Annotated in this window: 10 protein-coding genes; 4 read left to right on the top strand and 6 right to left on the bottom strand. The window is 62.0% G+C overall.

Features of this window, described 5'->3' with window-relative positions:
• Positions 1 to 86: 86 nt before the first annotated feature.
• Positions 87 to 1,823, bottom strand: coding sequence for a glycoside hydrolase family 16 protein (locus Pla111_RS15920; protein WP_197525087.1), 1,737 nt, complete (start codon positions 1,821 to 1,823; stop codon positions 87 to 89).
• 611 nt (positions 1,824 to 2,434) lie between these two features.
• Between Pla111_RS15920 and Pla111_RS15915 the strand changes: the two genes are divergently transcribed.
• Positions 2,435 to 3,478: a LacI family DNA-binding transcriptional regulator gene (locus Pla111_RS15915; protein WP_146575444.1), complete on the top strand. Its 1,044-nt coding sequence runs from the start codon at positions 2,435 to 2,437 to the stop codon at positions 3,476 to 3,478.
• 144 nt (positions 3,479 to 3,622) lie between these two features.
• Here the strand turns inward: Pla111_RS15915 and Pla111_RS15910 are convergent, their stop codons facing one another.
• Genes Pla111_RS15910 through Pla111_RS15895 form a run of 4 tightly spaced genes read right to left on the bottom strand, consistent with a single transcriptional unit; the run spans position 3,623 to position 8,269 of the window.
• Positions 3,623 to 4,957 carry a metal ABC transporter permease gene (locus tag Pla111_RS15910; RefSeq protein WP_146575443.1) on the bottom strand — a complete coding sequence of 445 codons (1,335 nt, stop codon included), beginning with the start codon at positions 4,955 to 4,957 and terminating at the stop codon, positions 3,623 to 3,625.
• Positions 4,954 to 6,444, bottom strand: coding sequence for a metal ABC transporter permease (locus Pla111_RS15905; protein WP_146575442.1), 1,491 nt, complete (start codon positions 6,442 to 6,444; stop codon positions 4,954 to 4,956). Before Pla111_RS15905 ends, Pla111_RS15910 begins: the two co-directional genes overlap by 4 nt.
• A gap of 20 nt (positions 6,445 to 6,464) precedes the next feature.
• Positions 6,465 to 7,256: a metal ABC transporter ATP-binding protein gene (locus Pla111_RS15900; protein ID WP_146575441.1), complete on the bottom strand. Its 792-nt coding sequence runs from the start codon at positions 7,254 to 7,256 to the stop codon at positions 6,465 to 6,467.
• Positions 7,250 to 8,269: a metal ABC transporter solute-binding protein, Zn/Mn family gene (locus tag Pla111_RS15895; protein WP_146575440.1), complete on the bottom strand. Its 1,020-nt coding sequence runs from the start codon at positions 8,267 to 8,269 to the stop codon at positions 7,250 to 7,252. The genes Pla111_RS15900 and Pla111_RS15895 overlap by 7 nt, the downstream gene beginning before the upstream one ends.
• A 250-nt stretch (positions 8,270 to 8,519) precedes the next feature.
• Between Pla111_RS15895 and mntR the strand changes: the two genes are divergently transcribed.
• The 3 genes from mntR to Pla111_RS15880 all read left to right on the top strand — a co-directional run bounded on the left by mntR (position 8,520) and on the right by Pla111_RS15880 (position 12,548).
• Positions 8,520 to 8,969, top strand: coding sequence for a manganese-binding transcriptional regulator MntR (gene mntR / locus Pla111_RS15890; RefSeq protein ID WP_146575439.1), 450 nt, complete (start codon positions 8,520 to 8,522; stop codon positions 8,967 to 8,969).
• An 80-nt stretch (positions 8,970 to 9,049) separates the two neighbouring features.
• Positions 9,050 to 10,459, top strand: coding sequence for an alkaline phosphatase PhoX (locus Pla111_RS15885; RefSeq protein ID WP_146575438.1), 1,410 nt, complete (start codon positions 9,050 to 9,052; stop codon positions 10,457 to 10,459).
• A gap of 337 nt (positions 10,460 to 10,796) precedes the next feature.
• Positions 10,797 to 12,548 (top strand): TolC family protein, encoded by a 1,752-nt coding sequence (locus tag Pla111_RS15880; RefSeq protein ID WP_146575437.1) that lies wholly within the window; start codon positions 10,797 to 10,799, stop codon positions 12,546 to 12,548.
• A 70-nt stretch (positions 12,549 to 12,618) separates the two neighbouring features.
• On the opposite strand, the gene Pla111_RS15875 is transcribed toward Pla111_RS15880, so the two are convergent.
• Positions 12,619 to 16,707, bottom strand: a complete 4,089-nt coding sequence (locus Pla111_RS15875) for a S8 family serine peptidase (protein ID WP_146575462.1) — start codon at positions 16,705 to 16,707, stop codon at positions 12,619 to 12,621.
• Between the last annotated feature and the right edge of the window lie 18 nt (positions 16,708 to 16,725).

Here is a 16,725-nt window from a genome sequence, read left to right as displayed (position 1 = left end):
AGTCAGAAAAAATAAATTATTAGTAAAAACTCGTAGTCGGGGTGTCGCATCCTGCGGCACCCCGGCCAGAGCCAATCTCAAGGAAACTAAACGCGACGCGACACCATGCCGGCCAGCGCCAACAGCGCCAGTGCTACGGTGCCCGGCTCAGGCACAGCGACCCCGGTGCCGAAGCCCCAGTCACCAAGCAGCGCGTTCAGCTCGCCGTTATCCACCGTTGGGCCGACAAATCCGTTGACCCAAGCTGCCGGGATGGTCGAGCTGCCCCAGCTGCCCAAGAGCAGGTTGAGGTCGCCGTTGTCGACTTTGCCGTCGGCATTAAAGTCGCCGGGTACCAGCATCGGAGCTTCGGGCGTGAGCAGACGCAGCTGGGCGTCGTCAAACCACGAGGCACCCCCCTCGTTCGCAAGCTGGATGAAGAACAGGCTCACCCGCGCAAAAGCGGTGCCCGCGGGAGCGATCGCATTTACCGTTCCCTTCACGAATTCGTCTTCAACAACGTTCGGATCGCGACCGTCGAGAAGCGGGAATTCTTGCCGATTGCGATCAACAATGTTGCCCGGATCGGCGAAGGCCTCTTGGAGCACGTTACCGCTCGCATCGAGGAACGTAATGGCGATGGTGTTGAAGTTTTGGGTGCCGACGATGCTGTCACCACCGGCCGTCTGGGCGAAGACACTTGCCTCGAACTGTTGGCCGGGCGTCGCGGCGACGTTCTGGAGAATGCCGGAAGCATCGGGTCCCCCGTTGAACGGGCCGAACATCTTCGCCATGACGACACCGTCCGGTGCCATGTCGGGAACGTTGGGATTCGTCCCGCTGATGTCATCGGCCTCGTACGAAACGTTACCGAAACGAAGCCACGTGCCGGTCGTGGTCGCCGGGACATCGCCGATGAAGGTCGGGGCGAAATTCTCTTCGAAGCTGCCGTCGGTCAGCAGGTTGCTGCTCACGACGGTGTTGATCCGATTGACCTCAACGTGGTCAATCTGGGCGGCGTAGGTCACGCCGGCACCGGGGGTCGCGGCGGGTTGGAGGGCCGCATTGAACGCCGCTGCGAAGCCCGAGTCGGGGGCCCACATGTTGAAATGCAGCTTCTGCGGATCGTTCGGAATGTTGGTGGTCTCGGTGCGCACGAGCTGATCGTTCACAAACCACTTGAGCGACTGGGGGGTCCACTCGACCTTGTAGTTTTGGAACTGCGTCAGGTTCAGTCCGGCGACGTTGTGAAACTCTAGATCTCCTCCCGAGCCCGGGCCAGTGAACGGCCCATCATTCCAGTAATTGGTCGCGGGGTCTTGCGCACCACCGCTCACGCCTTGGTTGCCGAGCAATTCCCAGTCGATCTCGTCGCGGACGAGGTTGTTAGCACCGGCGGGGCTGTCACGGGTGACGTCATACAGAAAGAACCCACCGACCACGCCGCCCGCTGTGGTCGGCTTCAAACGCATGCGGGCTTCAAACGTAATTCCTCCACCCTGCGCGAAGTTGCGCTTGGTGAGCAAGTCGGTGCCGAGGAACGCATTGCCCGGGTCGAGGGGCGAGTAGGTGTCCAGCTTGATCTCGGTGACTTTGCCATCGGTCGCGAGCGCTTCGGCTACGCCTTGCAGAGGCATATCCACCGCCGAGTCTCCACGATACTGCGTGCGACCAACAAACGTCCCCTCGGTGCCGAACGGCAGACGCCAGACCGTCGAATCAACGATGCCCGTTCCGTCAAAATCGTCGCGTAGCAGCAACTCGTTAGCGCTAGCCGCCAGTGGCGTGAGCAGCACCGCGAGCGTCAGGTAATAAGAAACGGATTTCCAAGCGAGCAGATTCATGGGGGCAAATTCCTGAGGACGTTGGGGGGGAGAAGGGCAACTCGTCTTGCCCCTGCACCACAGTGTGAGGGGGTGTTCCAAGCGAAGCCGTGGTAGCGTGCTCGCGCTCAGCGGGGGGCGGCGGAGAGTATTGGCGTAGAGATCAGCGACGGCACCGTGCGGATTGGAATCAACTCGATAAAGCGGGCCGCCATCACAGTAGCCCCGCATCGCACGGACTAAGCCCACCAAGGACGAAGCCGCGTGATCAGCAGAATTGCCTGCTGGCGAGCCGATGTGCTTGTTCAAACGGAGTTCTTGTTGGGAGCAGAGCTCTTTTCGGTAAGAGGCTCTGACAGCATCTAGCACGGACGAGCCGTGACTGCATGGATGAGGTAAATCGTGTAACAGAAGAGAAACGACAATCTCAGATTAGGCATTGGCGGGAGAACCGTCAAGCAAAATTCTCGTATCTGTTCCAATAGTTCTTGGGGGCGAACGAAGACGTGTGGTAGGGAGATCGCGGAGGAAAACGACTTTTTCTCGATTGACCCACGAAGGTTTGACATCGAGGGAACGGTGTGCAAGGATGCAGGTAACAGTTACAACCGCTCTGGTACGACAGTTTCTTTATGCCCTCCATACGCCAAGTTGCTCATAACGCCGGGGTTTCCATCGCGACGGTGTCGCGCGTGCTGAACGGCAATGCCTCGGTGAATGCCGACCTGCGCGCCCGTGTGCTCGAGGCCGCTGAGGCCTGTCGGTACGTTCCCACGGTGGGCCGACGCACGGCTGAACGCATCGCGTTGGTCTATGCGACCGATCACTTCTCGGTTGCTTCGCCTTACGATTCCGCGTGCATCGACGGCATCGTTTCGGCGATGCGTTCAACCGCCTATGACCTAGTGGTCATTGAGATGGCCCGGGATCGTCACCCGGGCGAATCGCTGGAAGCGTTCTTTGCCCGCAAAGGGGTTTGCGGGGCGATCGTACGTTCGTCGTACGCAGAGCGAAGCAAGATTATCGAGATGGCTTCAGAAGGCCCGCCGCTAGTGGTCTTGGGCGATCATTTTGACAATCCCCAGGTTCACTTCTGCTACGCCGACTCACGCGCTGCCAGCCGCGAAGCAACTGAGCACCTGGTATCGTTGGGTCATCGAGCGATCGCGTTCGCTTGCTGCGACGTTGACGACGGAGATCATATGGATCGCTTCGAGGCGTTCCGCAGTGTTATGGAGGAGGCCGGACTGTACCGCGAAGACTTTGTCCATCGCGTGCCGCCCTTCCGCATGGATGGCGCACCGCTCATCCGTCGCATCCTCAGCCGGAGCGACCGACCGACCGCCCTCTTCATCGCCGACCCCTTGGTGGCAGTCGGAGTGCTCAACGAGGCGAAGCAGCTCGGCGTAGACGTGCCGGGCGAGTTATCGATCGTGGCGGTGGACGACTCGGACACACGCAACATGGTTCATCCGCGGCTGACCTCCGTTTGCCAAGACTCCAAGCGACTAGGCGTTCAGGCTTACACGGCGCTCGTTGAGATGGTCGAAGGTGGTCGTTCCGGGGTGCTGGATGCGCAGCAGCAAGCCTGGTTCGAGCTGCACGACTCGACAGCACCACCGCCGTCTGAGATCAACCGCTTCTTGCCCAGCCCTCGCTCAAAGGCGTTGCGGTAGGCGGGGCTTTCGGCACTTTTTTTCTCGCAGCGCATACGCCCAACCGCTGTGGGTCCCCGTTTGGTTTGGGCTTCCGGTAGTTGACTCCTAAGTGCTTTGCCGATGCAGGGCCGATGCAGGGCGGGTGCAGGGTCGATCGGTTTCTCAATCGGCAGAGCCTGACTCGTCGGGAATCGCCTTGCCGTGAGGGTCGTGCGCGGTGGCACTGGTTTCTTCATCCAGGCGGTCGCGCAGCGCTCGGTCCGTTACGTGCTCGAACCGTTCGGCTTGCAGGTGGATCGCAGCAGCATCCATCCCTGCGCGATCCACCAGGTAGTGCTCCCACAGCCGGTGCGCCCGCACCAAGCCCTGCGCCGCCTCGACACCGTGTGCCGTGAGGGAATGACACTCGTTAATCGATTCGATGAGCCCGCGCTGACGTTGCGTGCGGAGGGCCATCCCTACCGTCCAGCGACTGCTTTGCAGTCGCTGGATCAATTGGTCGGTTGAGAGTGTGGCGGTGTGGTCATGCTCAGCGGCTCGATACAGCAAGCCGAGCACGTCTTCTTGGAAAACTTCCATCGCGATCAGGCGCTGACGGAGCCATTTTGCGATCACGCCTTGGCGCGGTGCGAAAAGAATCGCGAGTACGAGCAAGCCTCCTGAGGCTACGGCCATCATGCCTGCGGTGTGAGTGCTGCTATACCCCAGCCAGACGGGAATGGCGATTGCGCCCAGATGACCGACGACCGCTGAGATCGTCGCGATCACAGCTGATAGCAGGACCATCACGCTTAGTCGATCGGTCAGCAGGTAGGCAGTAGCGGGCGGCACGATCAGCATGGCAACCACCAGGATATTGCCGACGGCCTCGAAGCTGGCCACGGCGGTTACCGCCACGAGGGTCATCAGCGCGTAGTGCATCGCCACGGCGTTGACACCCACCGTTGTGGCAAGCGACGGATCGAATGAACTGATCCGCAGCTCTTTGAAAAACACGATGACAAAAGTCAGGTTGGTCAGTAGCACGGCCGAAAGAACCACTGCCACGCGGGGAGCAGTGAAGCCTGCGATGGTCCAGGTGTCGAGCGGTGACATCTCGATGGCCCCGTGCAGGACACAACCTGGATCAAGGTCCACGTGATCCACCGCCCGCACGATGAGCACGAGTCCCACGGCGAAGAGCGATGTAAAAACAACCCCCATCGACGCTCCCTCGTCGACTTGGCCGTAGTGATGAATCCATTCCGTTAGTAGCGCGGTGAGGATGCCCACGATGACAGCACCGACAAACATCGGCACGCTGTGGCGGCTGCCGGTAATCAAGAACGCGGCGGCAAGGCCTGGCAGCACCGCATGGCTGATGGCGTCGCCCAGCATGCTCATGCGTCGCAGCACGAGGAAGTTGCCAAGCAACGCCGCGGCCACCGCCGCCAGCACGCCGACCGCGATGATCCAGCCATCGATCGCCCAGCTTAGATTGAGATTGCCCAGGATCATGGCGCTGCTCCTGGCGTCTTACTCCCGTGGCTCGTGCCGGTCGCGAGCGCGTGGGGGCTCGCGGGGGGAGCTTCGGTGGTGCGTGATTCCAGCAGCCGTTCGAGCCGGGCGATGGTCTCGGGTTCGAGAACGTGCTCGATCGCGTCGGCCCGTCGATCGACACGCGCGGGGGCGATGTCAGCATGCGTTATGAGGTACAGCTCCCAGAGCCGGTGCTGGCGGGTGAGTCGCTCGGCTTCCAAGGAGCCGCGCTCGGTGAGGCGCACGCCTCCCTGCGTGAGCCGCTGTACGAGGGATTCTCGCTGCGCATGAGCAATCGTCGCGCGTAGTCGCTCAGAAGACCAGCTTCGGACCCGCAGCAGCCGATCGATCGGCACCGCCAGCCGCTCGGCACCCGCGCCGGCAACCTCGGCGATCTCATACACCGCACGTAGCAGGTGCTCGACATGAATCGCGCGCTCGAAACGGCGTCGACGGCCCCACCTTCTGAGCACACCGCGGCGGGTGCCGACCGTAGCGCTCAGGACGAACAGAGCTGTCGAGACGAGCACGATCATCGCCCCCGAAGGAAGCCGGGGCAGCGCAGCGCTGAGGAGCGAGCCCATCAAGCTGCTTGCTGCTCCGAGTCCGCCCGCAATCAGCGTCACGCCGTTGGTGGATTCGGTCCAAAAACGCGCCGCCGCCGCGGGGATCACCAGTAGGGCGATCATTAGCACCAGTCCCACCGCTTGCAGCCCAAGGATCGTGATGATCACGACCATGCCCATCAGCGTTGCATCGAGCAGGCCGATGGGGTATCCGAGGGCGGCTGCGTACGTGGCGTCGAAGCATAAGAGTCGCAGCTCTTTTGAGAGTGCCGTCGCGACGGCGAGGCACAGCAGGGCCGCCACTCCGATCATCAGCGCGTCGCTTGCCAGCAGCGAAGCCGTTTTGCCGTAGATGAAGGATTCGAGCCCCGCCGCGTTTCCTGAAGCGCTTTGCTGAACCAGGCCCAGCAATGCGACGCCGGCCCCGAAGAATACGCTCAGCACGATGCCCAGCGCCGCATCTTCTTTCAGCTTGGTTAAGCGACGGATGGCGAGAATGGCACCCACGCCCACGACTCCCGACACGGCGGCACCCAGTAGCAGAACGGGCAGGTGTTTGCCGTCGCTGCCCAGTGCGTTGGCGATCAGAAACGCCAGCGCGATGCCGGGCAGGGTCGCGTGGCTCAGAGCATCGCCTAGCAGCGCCCGTTTCCGCAACAGGGTGAAGCTTCCGACAACCCCCGCCCCCAAACCCAGCAAAGTGGTGCCGAGCACGACAATGCGGGTGTTGTAGTCGCGTAGCGTGAGAACGCGGAGCCAATCAATCGTTTCGGCGGGGCCTTCCCCGCGCAGGTTCGAGGGCAGGTCGCCAGTCGGCAGGAGCGTGGTCGGCAGGAGCGTGGTCGCAAGGAGTTGCGTGCTCGCGCACGCGCTAACGGCACCAAGTGCTAGGGCGAGCATTGCAACACAACGGAACCGCCTCATAGCGACCGCTCCCGCCTCAGCACGGCCTGGGTCGCTTCGTCGAGCAGCGTGAGCCGCCCGCCATAAGTCTTTTGAAGGTTGTCCTGGGTAAAGACCTCGTTGACCGGTCCGCTCGCCACGACCCGCATGTTGAGCAACAGCACGTCGTCAAAATAAGCGGGTACGGTGTGAAGATCGTGATGGACGACCAGCGTGGTCTTGCCTTCTTGCTTCATCACGCCCAGCAGATCAACGATCGCCGATTCGGTCGCCGCATCGACCGCAGCGAAGGGCTCATCCATAAAGTACAGGTCGGCGTTCTGCACGAGTGCTCTGGCAAGGAATGCCCGCTGCTGTTGCCCGCCCGAGAGCTGGCTGATCTGCCGATCGGCAAGGTCGGCGATCCCCACGCGGTCGAGCGCTTCAAGCGCCTTGAGGCGGTGCTTGGCACCGACTCGCCGGAACCAACCGACCTCGCGGTAGAGTCCCATGGCAACGACCTCGATGGCGCTGATCGGAAAATCCCAATCGACGCTCTCACGCTGGGGCACGTAGCCGACTCGATGACGGTTGGCTCGGTAGGTTCCGCCAAAGACTTGCACGCTTCCTGAAGCACGCGGCGTGAGGTCGAGCGCTGCTTTGATCAGCGTGCTCTTGCCGGCACCGTTCGGTCCGATGATCGCAACCAATCGGCCTGGTCGCACATTGAACGCAACGTCCCACAGAACGGGCCGACGGTGATACGCCACGGTCAGGTCATGCACCGAGAGCGGCAACGCTTCGTCTTTATCGGCGGGCTTCGTTACCAAGAAACCTCTCCCTCTGCGAGTTGTCCACGCATTCCGAGTGGGGGAGCAATGCCACCCAGTGCCCGAGTCACCGTGGTGACATTATGGTCGATCATGCCGATGTAGGTTCCTTCATAGGTGTCGGAAGGACCCATCGCGTCGGAAAAGAGCTCGCCGCCGATCCGCACCTTCAGACCCCGCGCGCCGGCTCCGTCGATCAGAGCCCGGATATTCTTCGGTGAGACACTGCTCTCGATAAAGACGGCGGGGATGCCCGCCTCGACCAGGCGATCGACCAGGGCATTGATCCGCTGCAGCCCGGCCTCGGACTCGGTTGAGAGCCCCTGCACGCCCAGCACTTGCAAGTTGTAGGCCCTGCCGAAGTACCGAAACGCATCGTGCGACGTAACTAGCTGACGCCGTTCGGCGGGGATCGTGGCGAGCGCCTCGCGGGCGTACCGATCGAGCTCGAGTAGCTCTTGCGTGTAGGCTTCGGCACGCGACCGCAAGCTCGTTTTGTGTGCGGGGAGTTTCTCGCATAGCGCAACACAAACCGCCTCAACGCAGCCCGACCAAGCCGTGACGTCCATCCACACGTGGGGGTCGGCGTGCCCTTCGGCATCGGGCGGCTCGAGTAGAGACTCTGTGTCGATCAGCTCAGTAACGGCGTAGACAGGCTTGTTGCGCGAGACCTTTACCAGCGTGTCGGTCATGCGGCCTTCGAGCAGCAGCCCCGAGTAGAAGACTATGTCGGCGGCAACGATCGCTTGCAGATCGTCGCGTGTTGGCTTGTATAGATGGGGATCGACCCCCGCTCCCATGAGCGCTTCGACGATCACAAGATCGCCTCCCACAGCACGCACCAGATCGGCCACCATGCCGGTTGTTGCGATCGCAAGCAGGGGCTGGGGACGGCTCGAACCTTCGCTCGCGGTGGCCGCCTTGGTTGTTTTCGCGTCCTCTCCGCAGCCGGGTAGTACGAACAATGGCACCAGGGCGAGAACCGCGTACAGGTGGCTAAGCGGGCGAGACATTAAGTAGATCGCGGGGGATTGTCGCAATGGCCGACGCAGCTTCCTTATCAACGGCTGCCCGTATCGGTGTTTAGCGTAGGCTAAAAATCAATTTTTGCCACCCCAACGTGAGGGAATCGGGCTGATTTTGCGGATCTGGCTGGCGTTTTTATCCTTTGCCGGCGATCCTAAGGGTTCCTCTTTGCAGCGCGACACGCTTTGGCGTTGTGCGGTCTGTCGCTGACCTCCCCTACCTCAACAGCCGTCTCCGATGAGCGTGCCTACTTCACGACAGTCCAAGCCGTTCCGCCGCACCCGCAGCGACCATGCCAGCGAGACCGCCGAGGACTACGTCGAGGCGATTGCCGAGACGCTCGCTGCCCAGGGGGTTTGTCGCAACGCGGACCTTGCCCGGCTTTTTGGCGTGAGCCACGTCACGGTCAATAAAACGGTGGCCCGTCTGCAACGCGAGGGGCTTGTTGATACCGAACCCTACGGCCCCTTAGAGCTCACCGCGAGCGGCGAACGCCTTGCGCAGGCATCACGCAACCGTCACGACATTGTGCTGCGTTTTTTACTCTCACTGGGGGTGTCCCGCGCTGTGGCCGAGATCGATTCGGAGGGGATCGAGCACCACGTGAGCAAAGAAACCCTGGCAGCGTTCGAGTCGCGGCTAGAGAACGCCCCGCCAGCGTCTGCCGAAGGCGGCCCCGCCAAGTAGTTCCCGCCAAGTAGAGCCCCCGGCAACTTCGCGGTAAGCTTGGCAAAAGCCCCGCCCCTCGCAGCAGGAAAGACATCGTTATGTTTGCCAGTCGCCGCGCCTTTCTTCGTACTTCCACGGCCTTTGCCGCAGGGCTGACCGGGTTGCGATCGGCCTCCGACCTGTTGGCAAAAGACCGCGGGAGTGCTTCGCAATCATCGTCCGCTATCGGCTATGGGGCGTTGGTAACCGATCCCGAGGGCATGCTCGATCTGCCCGCAGGGTTTTCGTATCGTGTTATTTCGCGAGCTGGCGAGCGAATGGCGGATGGACTTTTCCTGCCCGGCAAGCCGGACGGCATGGCCAGCTTTGCAGGTCCCGACGGGCTCACGCTGCTGATGCGTAATCACGAGTGCTCGGCTGAAGATCTCGGTGCCTTTGGCGAGGCCGGCGTTCTTGCGGCTTCGGTCGATCAGCGATCGATTTACGATCGGGGGACGAATGCCCCCGCTTCAGGCGGCGTCAGCACGCTTGTCTACGACACCCGCACGCAGAAAGTGGTGCGGCAGTTTATGCGGATCGCGGGCACGATCCGTAACTGTGCGGGCGGACCGACTCCCTGGGGCAGCTGGATCACTTGTGAGGAAACCATCGAGCGCGCTGGCGAGCAGAGCGGTGAGCGGTTTCGCTGTCGCGAAGATCACGGCTACTGCTTCGAGGCCTCGGCCACGGCAACACCGGGACTCGCTCCAGCGATTCCCTTAAAAGCCATGGGGCGTTTCCGGCACGAAGCCGTCGCGGTGCTGCCCGGTTCAGGCATCGTCTATCTCACCGAGGACATGGACGATGGCGCGCTGTATCGATTCCTGCCGAATACCCCGGGGAAGCTTCTTGCCGGGGGACGGTTGCAGGCGCTCGCGATTGTCGGCCAAGACAGCCGAGACACTCGCAACTGGGGTGAGAGCGATCGGATCGCTCCGGCGGATCGCCAACAGGTCCGCTGGCTTGATCTGGAAGATCCCGAGTCGCCCAACGATGACCTACGATATCGCTCGTTCGCTGCCGGCGGAGCGCGTTTTGCGAGGGGCGAAGGCATCTGGAACTGTGGCTCGCACGTCGCCTTTGCCTGCACCAGCGGGGGATCAGCGCGGCTTGGCCAAGTGTGGAGCTATCGCCCCAGCCGCTTCGAGGGGCAACCCAACGAAAAAAGTGAGCCGGGAGAGCTTGAGCTCTTCATCGAACCAAATGATTCACGCCTCGTTGAAAACGCCGACAACCTAACGGCGGCCCCCTGGGGCGACCTGATTGTCTGCGAAGACCGGAGCGGACCCGAGGTGCGGCTGGTTGGCGTCACCCCCGCAGGGCAGTGCTATCCGCTGGCAAACAACCACAAGCAAACGGAATTCGCCGGCGCGGTTTTCTCACCAGACGGCTCGACACTGTTCGTCAATCTTCAGGTTGCCGGGCTGACGGTTGCGATCACGGGTCCCTGGCACCGTGCGGTCAGCTAGAAGCGGGGCGGTCAGCTAGAACAAGAAGCCGAATCAGGCAGGCTCCGTTGGCTGCGCACACCGAATTCTGTGCCCCTCTCCACCCCGCTCTAGCGCAGGTGAAACTCTTTTTGTTGTAAACACCGTCTTTGGTGTGTAGCCGTTGGCAAAGCAATAGCGCTTGTCGATAGGCACCCGCACAGAGCCCCAGGGACCCCTAGTTTGACACAACTGGGGTGACTTTGCTGGCCTCCTGTGTCGATCGCGACGAAAGCGCTGAGACTGCCCGATAAGTAGACCCAGCGGAACATGCCGTGAGCGCGGCTGTCGGGTCAGTATTTGGCAAGCAGGGACCAGCGTGAGAATCACGGCAGCGATCTCATGGATGGCGGCGCTAGGGATTGTTGCGGCAGCCGGCTGCCGATCGACAAGCCAACCGTTTGTGGCGCGCGAAGCACCGCACTCGCTTACAGAGCGCGTCGCGCAGGTTGGCGAGATCGTGTCGGAGCCGATCGCGGTTGAGCCGGTAGTCTTTGATGACACGGCGACCGCGGAATCGCCTATTGATAGCTCGATCCCAGCGCCCCCTGATGCTCAGCTGCTGGCTCCGCAGACCTCGCTGACCGGGCCAGCTCGCGAGCGCCTCGCGACTCCGCAAGCCGATAACACGTCCACAGCGCCTTCGGCCGAACTGATCGTCACCTCGGTGAGGAATCACTTTCCGCTGGTGCAGCAAGCGATCGCCGGACGAGTGGTCGCCTCGGGACAGGCGTTGTCGGCCTCGGGCGCTTTTGACCACAAGCTGGATGCCTTCAGCCAATCGCAGCCGCTCGACTTCTATGAGAACTACCGTCACAGCGTCGGCATCAAGCGTGATACTTATTGGGGTGGGCAAACGTTTGCCGGCTACCGTGTCGGGCGCGGCGACTTTGAGCCCTGGTACCTCGAACGAGAAACAAACCGCGGTGGCGAGTTCAAGGCGGGTTTTCTCGCCCCGTTGATCCGCGACCGTGTGATCGACGCCAATCGTGCAGAACTCTGGCAGGCGCAATGGGAGCGCACCCGGGTTGAAGCAGAGATCGACATGGCATTGATCGATTCGGTGCGTGAGGGGCTGATTGCTTACTGGGAGTGGGTCGCCGCGGGTGCCAACCTGCGCGTCGCCGATGCGGTGCTTCAGCTGGGTCTGGATCGAGCCGATTTTCTTAGCAAAGAAGTCAAGGAAGGCCAAAAGGCGCGGATCGACTTGGTGGACAACCAGCGGATTATCGTCTCACGCCAAGCCAAACAGATCGATGCTCGTCGCAAAGTTGAGCAGACCGCGGCAAAGCTCTCGTTGTTCTTGCGAACCCAGGCCGGGCAGCCGATCGTGCTAAGTGCCGATGCGTTACCCGCCGATTTTCCGGCGATCGAGAAGCTCGACCAGAGCGTCGCCGGGCCGGATATTGCGTATGCCCAGTCTCGTCGACCCGAATTGGCTGAGCTCAGGGTTATCCGCCGACAGCTGGGCATTGCCCTCAGCCAGGCCAACAACGAAACGTGGGCCGACGTCGATGGCGGCATCCTTGTCGGCCAAGACGCTGGTGAACCGACTAGCTCGAAACGCGATAAATCCGAGTTCGAGCTGGAAGCCACCGTGACGCTCTCGGTGCCGCTCGAGCGACGCAAAGCGCTCGGCAAGATCCGTGAGATCCGCGGCAAGATGGCGCAGCTCAATGCCAAGTCGCGCTTTGCGACCGATAAGATCGGAGCCGAGGTGGCGTTCTCGCGGGCCGCTCTCATCGCTGCGGGAGAGCGCGTCGGGCAAACGACCGAAGGGCTACGGCTCGCCGAGCAGATGCTCTCCGCTGAACGCGTGTTGTACGAAGAAGGGCAAAGCACGCTGTTCAATCTGAACATTCGCGAGCAGCAAGCGGCCGAAGCCGCTGCCGAGCGCGTGTCGGCACAGCTCGATTACTACGTGGCGTTAGCCGGCTACGGTGCCTCGCTTGGCTTTGCAACTACTCTCAATACGGCCCTGGTTGCTTCGTTGCCCGCAGAGGACGCCGGTGACGACAGGGTCGAAGAACGGATCGAGCCTGCGGGTCAGCTCGTCGCTCCTGGGCAGTAGTCGTCCACGGTGATTCCGCAACCGATCTCCCGGTGCGAGGGATCGGTCCTGCAGGCGGACGAACCTCGACTCAGATTGCCGCGAAGACCCTATCGCGGGCGGTGCCGCCAATTAGCTCGAAGGCACCTTGGCGCTGGTCAGCGTAGATGGCTGCGAAGCCCTCAGCCCGCGCTGAGTAGGTGTCGCCCGTTGCTTCGGCGATCGGTGCGTTATTGATCAGCGATTCATTGGGTGACGTTGAACCGTAGAAAGTTGCCGTGTCGGCTCCGCCGGCTGAAGAAGATGCCACCGTGCGGTCGAAGCCGCGCGCGTCGTTCGAGAAGCCCGAGCCAGTGAGCAAGCTGCGTGCGCTCCAGGCGTAGAACTTGTCGGCACCGACGCTGTCGTACAGGTAGGCTTCGTCATCTCCGGCCCCGGCGTTGGCGATCACGCTCTTGAACCCTTGGGCCTCGTTCGAGTAGCCCGTTCCGATCATCTGCGAGCGGTTGGACCACCCGCGGAAGATATCGTTACCACTCGTGCCGTTGAGCGTAGCGGTATCTTGCCCGCCACGGGTGGCATTGGCGATCGTGCTGGCGAATCCGTAGGAGTCGTTGTAGTAGCCGGGTCCATACAGTGTTGCCCGATCAGCCCCCGCCACGAACGTATCGGCACCGGCGGAGTCTTCGAACGTGGCGACGTCAGACCCGCCGGCGATTGAGTGAGCATAGGTGGCGTCGAAACCGCGAGCCTGGTTCGAGTAGCCTCCGCCTTCCATAACAACCCGATCCGACCACGCTTTGTACTGATCATCGCCAGCGCTGTCGTAGAGCGTCGCGACGTCGAGTCCGCCAGAGGTTGCGTAGGTGACCGTGCTGTCAAACCCGCGGGCGTCGTTGAAGAAGCCGGTGCCGTACAACACCACGCGGTCTTTCCACGCCACATAGGTGTCGTTGCCGGTGCTGTCGTAGAGGGTTGCTGTGTCGAGGCCACCGGCGGTGGCGTTAGTGTAAGTTGCGTCGAAGCCGCGGACGTCGTTGGCGTAGCCGGTGCCGGAAAGCACGGCCCGGTTGCTCCAGGCGTGTAGCGTGTCGTTGCCAGCGGTGTCGTAGAGCGTGGCGACGTCCGTGCCGCCCGCGGTGGCGTGCGTATAGGTTTCGTCGAAGCCGCGGGCGTCGTTGAAGTAACCGGTGCCGTAAAGGACAACGCGATCGCTCCAGCCGACGAAGTAGTCGTTGCCCTGGGTGTCGTACATTGTTGCGATATCACGCCCGCCCGCTGTAGCCGAGGCGTAGTTTGCCTCGAAGCCCCAGCCGACGTTCGTGTAGCCCGTGCCGTACATGACGGATCCGCCACTCCAGGCGGTAAAGTTGTCGTTCCCGGCGGTGTCGTAATAGGTGATCACGTCAACGCCGCCCGCAGTCGCGTGCGAGTACGAGGAGTCAAACCCCCGCGCGTCGTTCATGTAGCCGGTGCCGTACATCACCACGCGACTGCTCCAAGCCACGACGTAGTCGTTGCCGCTGGTGTCGTAGAGCGTGGCGACGTCGTTCCCGCCGTTGGTGGCGTTCGCATAGGTCGCGCCAAAGCCGCGCACATCGTTCGAGTAACCGTTGCCCGACATGACCACGCGGTCATTCCAGGCGATGTACTGGTCATTGCCAGCCGAGTCGTACAGGGTGGCGACGTCATCTCCGCCCGCGGTCGAATGCGTAAATGTGGCTTCGAAGCCGCGGGCTTCGTTGTGATAGCCTGTGCCGTACATCAGCACGCGGTCGGTCCAGGCGATCAAATAGTCAGCGCCCGCTCCGTCGTAGAATGTCGCGACATCGTTTCCACCGGCGTTGGCGTAGCTGTAAGCACCGTCGAAGCCGCGCGCCTCGTTGACGTAGCCGTTGCCGTACATGACCACACGATCGGTCCAGGCAACAAGGTTGTCGTTGCCCGTTGTGTCGTAGAGCGAGACGTAATCGCTTCCGGTGCCCGCGTTAGCGGTCGTTTGTGCTACGCCGATCGCGTAGAAGCTCCAGCCTTGAGACGATTCGGCAACGGCGTAGCCTTTGCCGAGCGTGAACAGTTCGTTGCCCGAGCCTGCGTTGATTGTGACGACGTCTTGTTGGTTGACGTTGCCAGTGAAACGCACCGTCGTGCCGGATCCGGCTAGGGTGTAAGCAACACCGTTGAGCGAGACCGTGTTCGTGCTCGACCCTGCGGTGAAGGTGACCGAGTCGTTCGCGTCGGTGCCGAACAGGCTCATATCGACGCCGCTGTTGAACGTCAGGGCGTTGGTCAGCCGGACACTGGTGGGGTCCGCCACGCCCCAAACGCGGACGTGATATTCTTGTCCGGCGGTCACGAGGGCGTCGTAGCGCTGGGCTCCACCGGGCTGGCTGACCTCCGCGATCAGCGACTGCTGTCCATCGTAGATCGCGATCTGTCCGCCGCCTTGCAAGACTTCAGCGGTAAACAGTCCCGATCGCCCGGCGGTCACGCGATACCAAGATTCGCCCGCCACGGCGACGTTGCTAATTGTTTGCTGCGAGGCCAGCACCCCCCAAGTGGGATAGGGCGATATCGATTCGGCGGCGACCGACAAGCTGTAGTATCCCAGACCGCCCGACGACGCGATGGCGATCGAGTACGTCTGCCCCGCTGAAACTTCCATGGTGTAGGCGTCGCCCGACGATTCTGTCCAGCCGTTTCCACCGATGCCAGTCCAGTTGGCTTGCAGATTGTGTGTCAGCCCGCTGGCCGTGAAGGTCACGGTGCCGGTTGATCCGGCCGTGAACGTAAAGTAGTCCGCATCGGTGAGGGTGGTGATGGCCCCGGACAAAATCGATTGCGTTTGTGCGCCGTTCGCGGTGACCGTGCCTAAGCTGTACGCCGTCTCAACGGTGGAGCCGTAATCGTCAGCCGGCATGATCGCATCGATCGCCGCTTCGAGGTTGAGCCGCTTGTAGTTGGCTTGCGAAGCGGAATCGTAAAACGTGTCCGCCGTAGACATCATGTGGTTGAAGATGTCCCACTGGTCGATTCCGGCCCAACCCGCAAATTGCATTGCTTCGCGGACAAGAACGCTAGCGCCCGCAACATAGGGAGCGGCCATGCTGGTTCCCGACATGCTCACCCAATCGTCATCGAGCGTGTCCGCGTCGTTGCCCAGATAGTCGGGTACGGTGCTGGTGATGGTCCGTCCCGGAGCCGCGATGGCCGATTGCGAGCGCTGGCTGAAGTAGCTCAGGTTGCCGTTGTTGTCCGTCGACATGACCGGAACAACGTGGTCGCTCGAAGCCGGGTAGCTCAGACCGGGAGTGTTGTAGCTCGTGTAGCTGTTGCCGGCCGAGACGGAGATGAAGACCCCTGCGGCCTCGAGCGTGGCGAACTCGTCTTCCAGCATGGCCCAAGTGGGGGTGCTCTCCGAGTTCCATTCCACGCCAAGCGAGAGGTTGATCGCGGTGATCGGGTTGGTAAACGTGGTGCGATTGGTGATGACCCAGCGCAGGGCGTTCTCAACCCAGCTCATGCGGCCCGCGCCGGCGTCGTCGAAGACGCGCAGGCCGACTAGGTCGACTCCGGTCGCGACGCCCGAATGCGCCCCATTCGGATTGTCGGCACCGACGATGCCCGCAACGTGGGTGCCGTGGCCTCCCTGGGGACCCTCGTCGTAGAAGTCGGCATCGCCCTCGGTAAAGTCCCAGCCGCCGACGACCCGGTACCCTGCCCCTAGGCCGCCGCCCAAGGCGTAGTGGCTGTACGCGATCCCCGTATCGATCACGGCAACGGTTTGGCCGACACCCGTGAAGCCGTACTTGCTGACGACTTGTGTTTGTCCCGTTAAGTTGTTGGCTTCCGCTAGGGTTTGCTCAATTCGGTGATCAAGGTCCGTGTCAAGCTGCGTATCGGCAGTGAACCAAAAGTCGGCGTCGCCATGCGGGTTAACCGCCGGCTCGGATTCTAAGAAGGCTCCGCTCGCACCGCCGAGAAAGAAATCGGCTTGCGGCGTTTCATTGAGCGTGTGCTGATGCAGGACCAGTGCCGGGGCTTCTTCCGCGGCCAGCAAGCTGAGGGCGGACTCGGAGAGCGGGTCAGCCGACATCACGACCCGTGATTCGAGCGCTTCAAGCGAACGCTGACGTAGCGCTGGACGAGCGGAGGCAGCGGTCTTACGGCGTGGGGCCATGGCGGGAAAGCACGCGGC

Source organism: Botrimarina hoheduenensis (assembly GCF_007859815.1).
Taxonomy (GTDB): domain Bacteria; phylum Planctomycetota; class Planctomycetia; order Pirellulales; family Lacipirellulaceae; genus Botrimarina; species Botrimarina hoheduenensis.
This window is presented reverse-complemented; position numbering and strand designations above follow the sequence as displayed.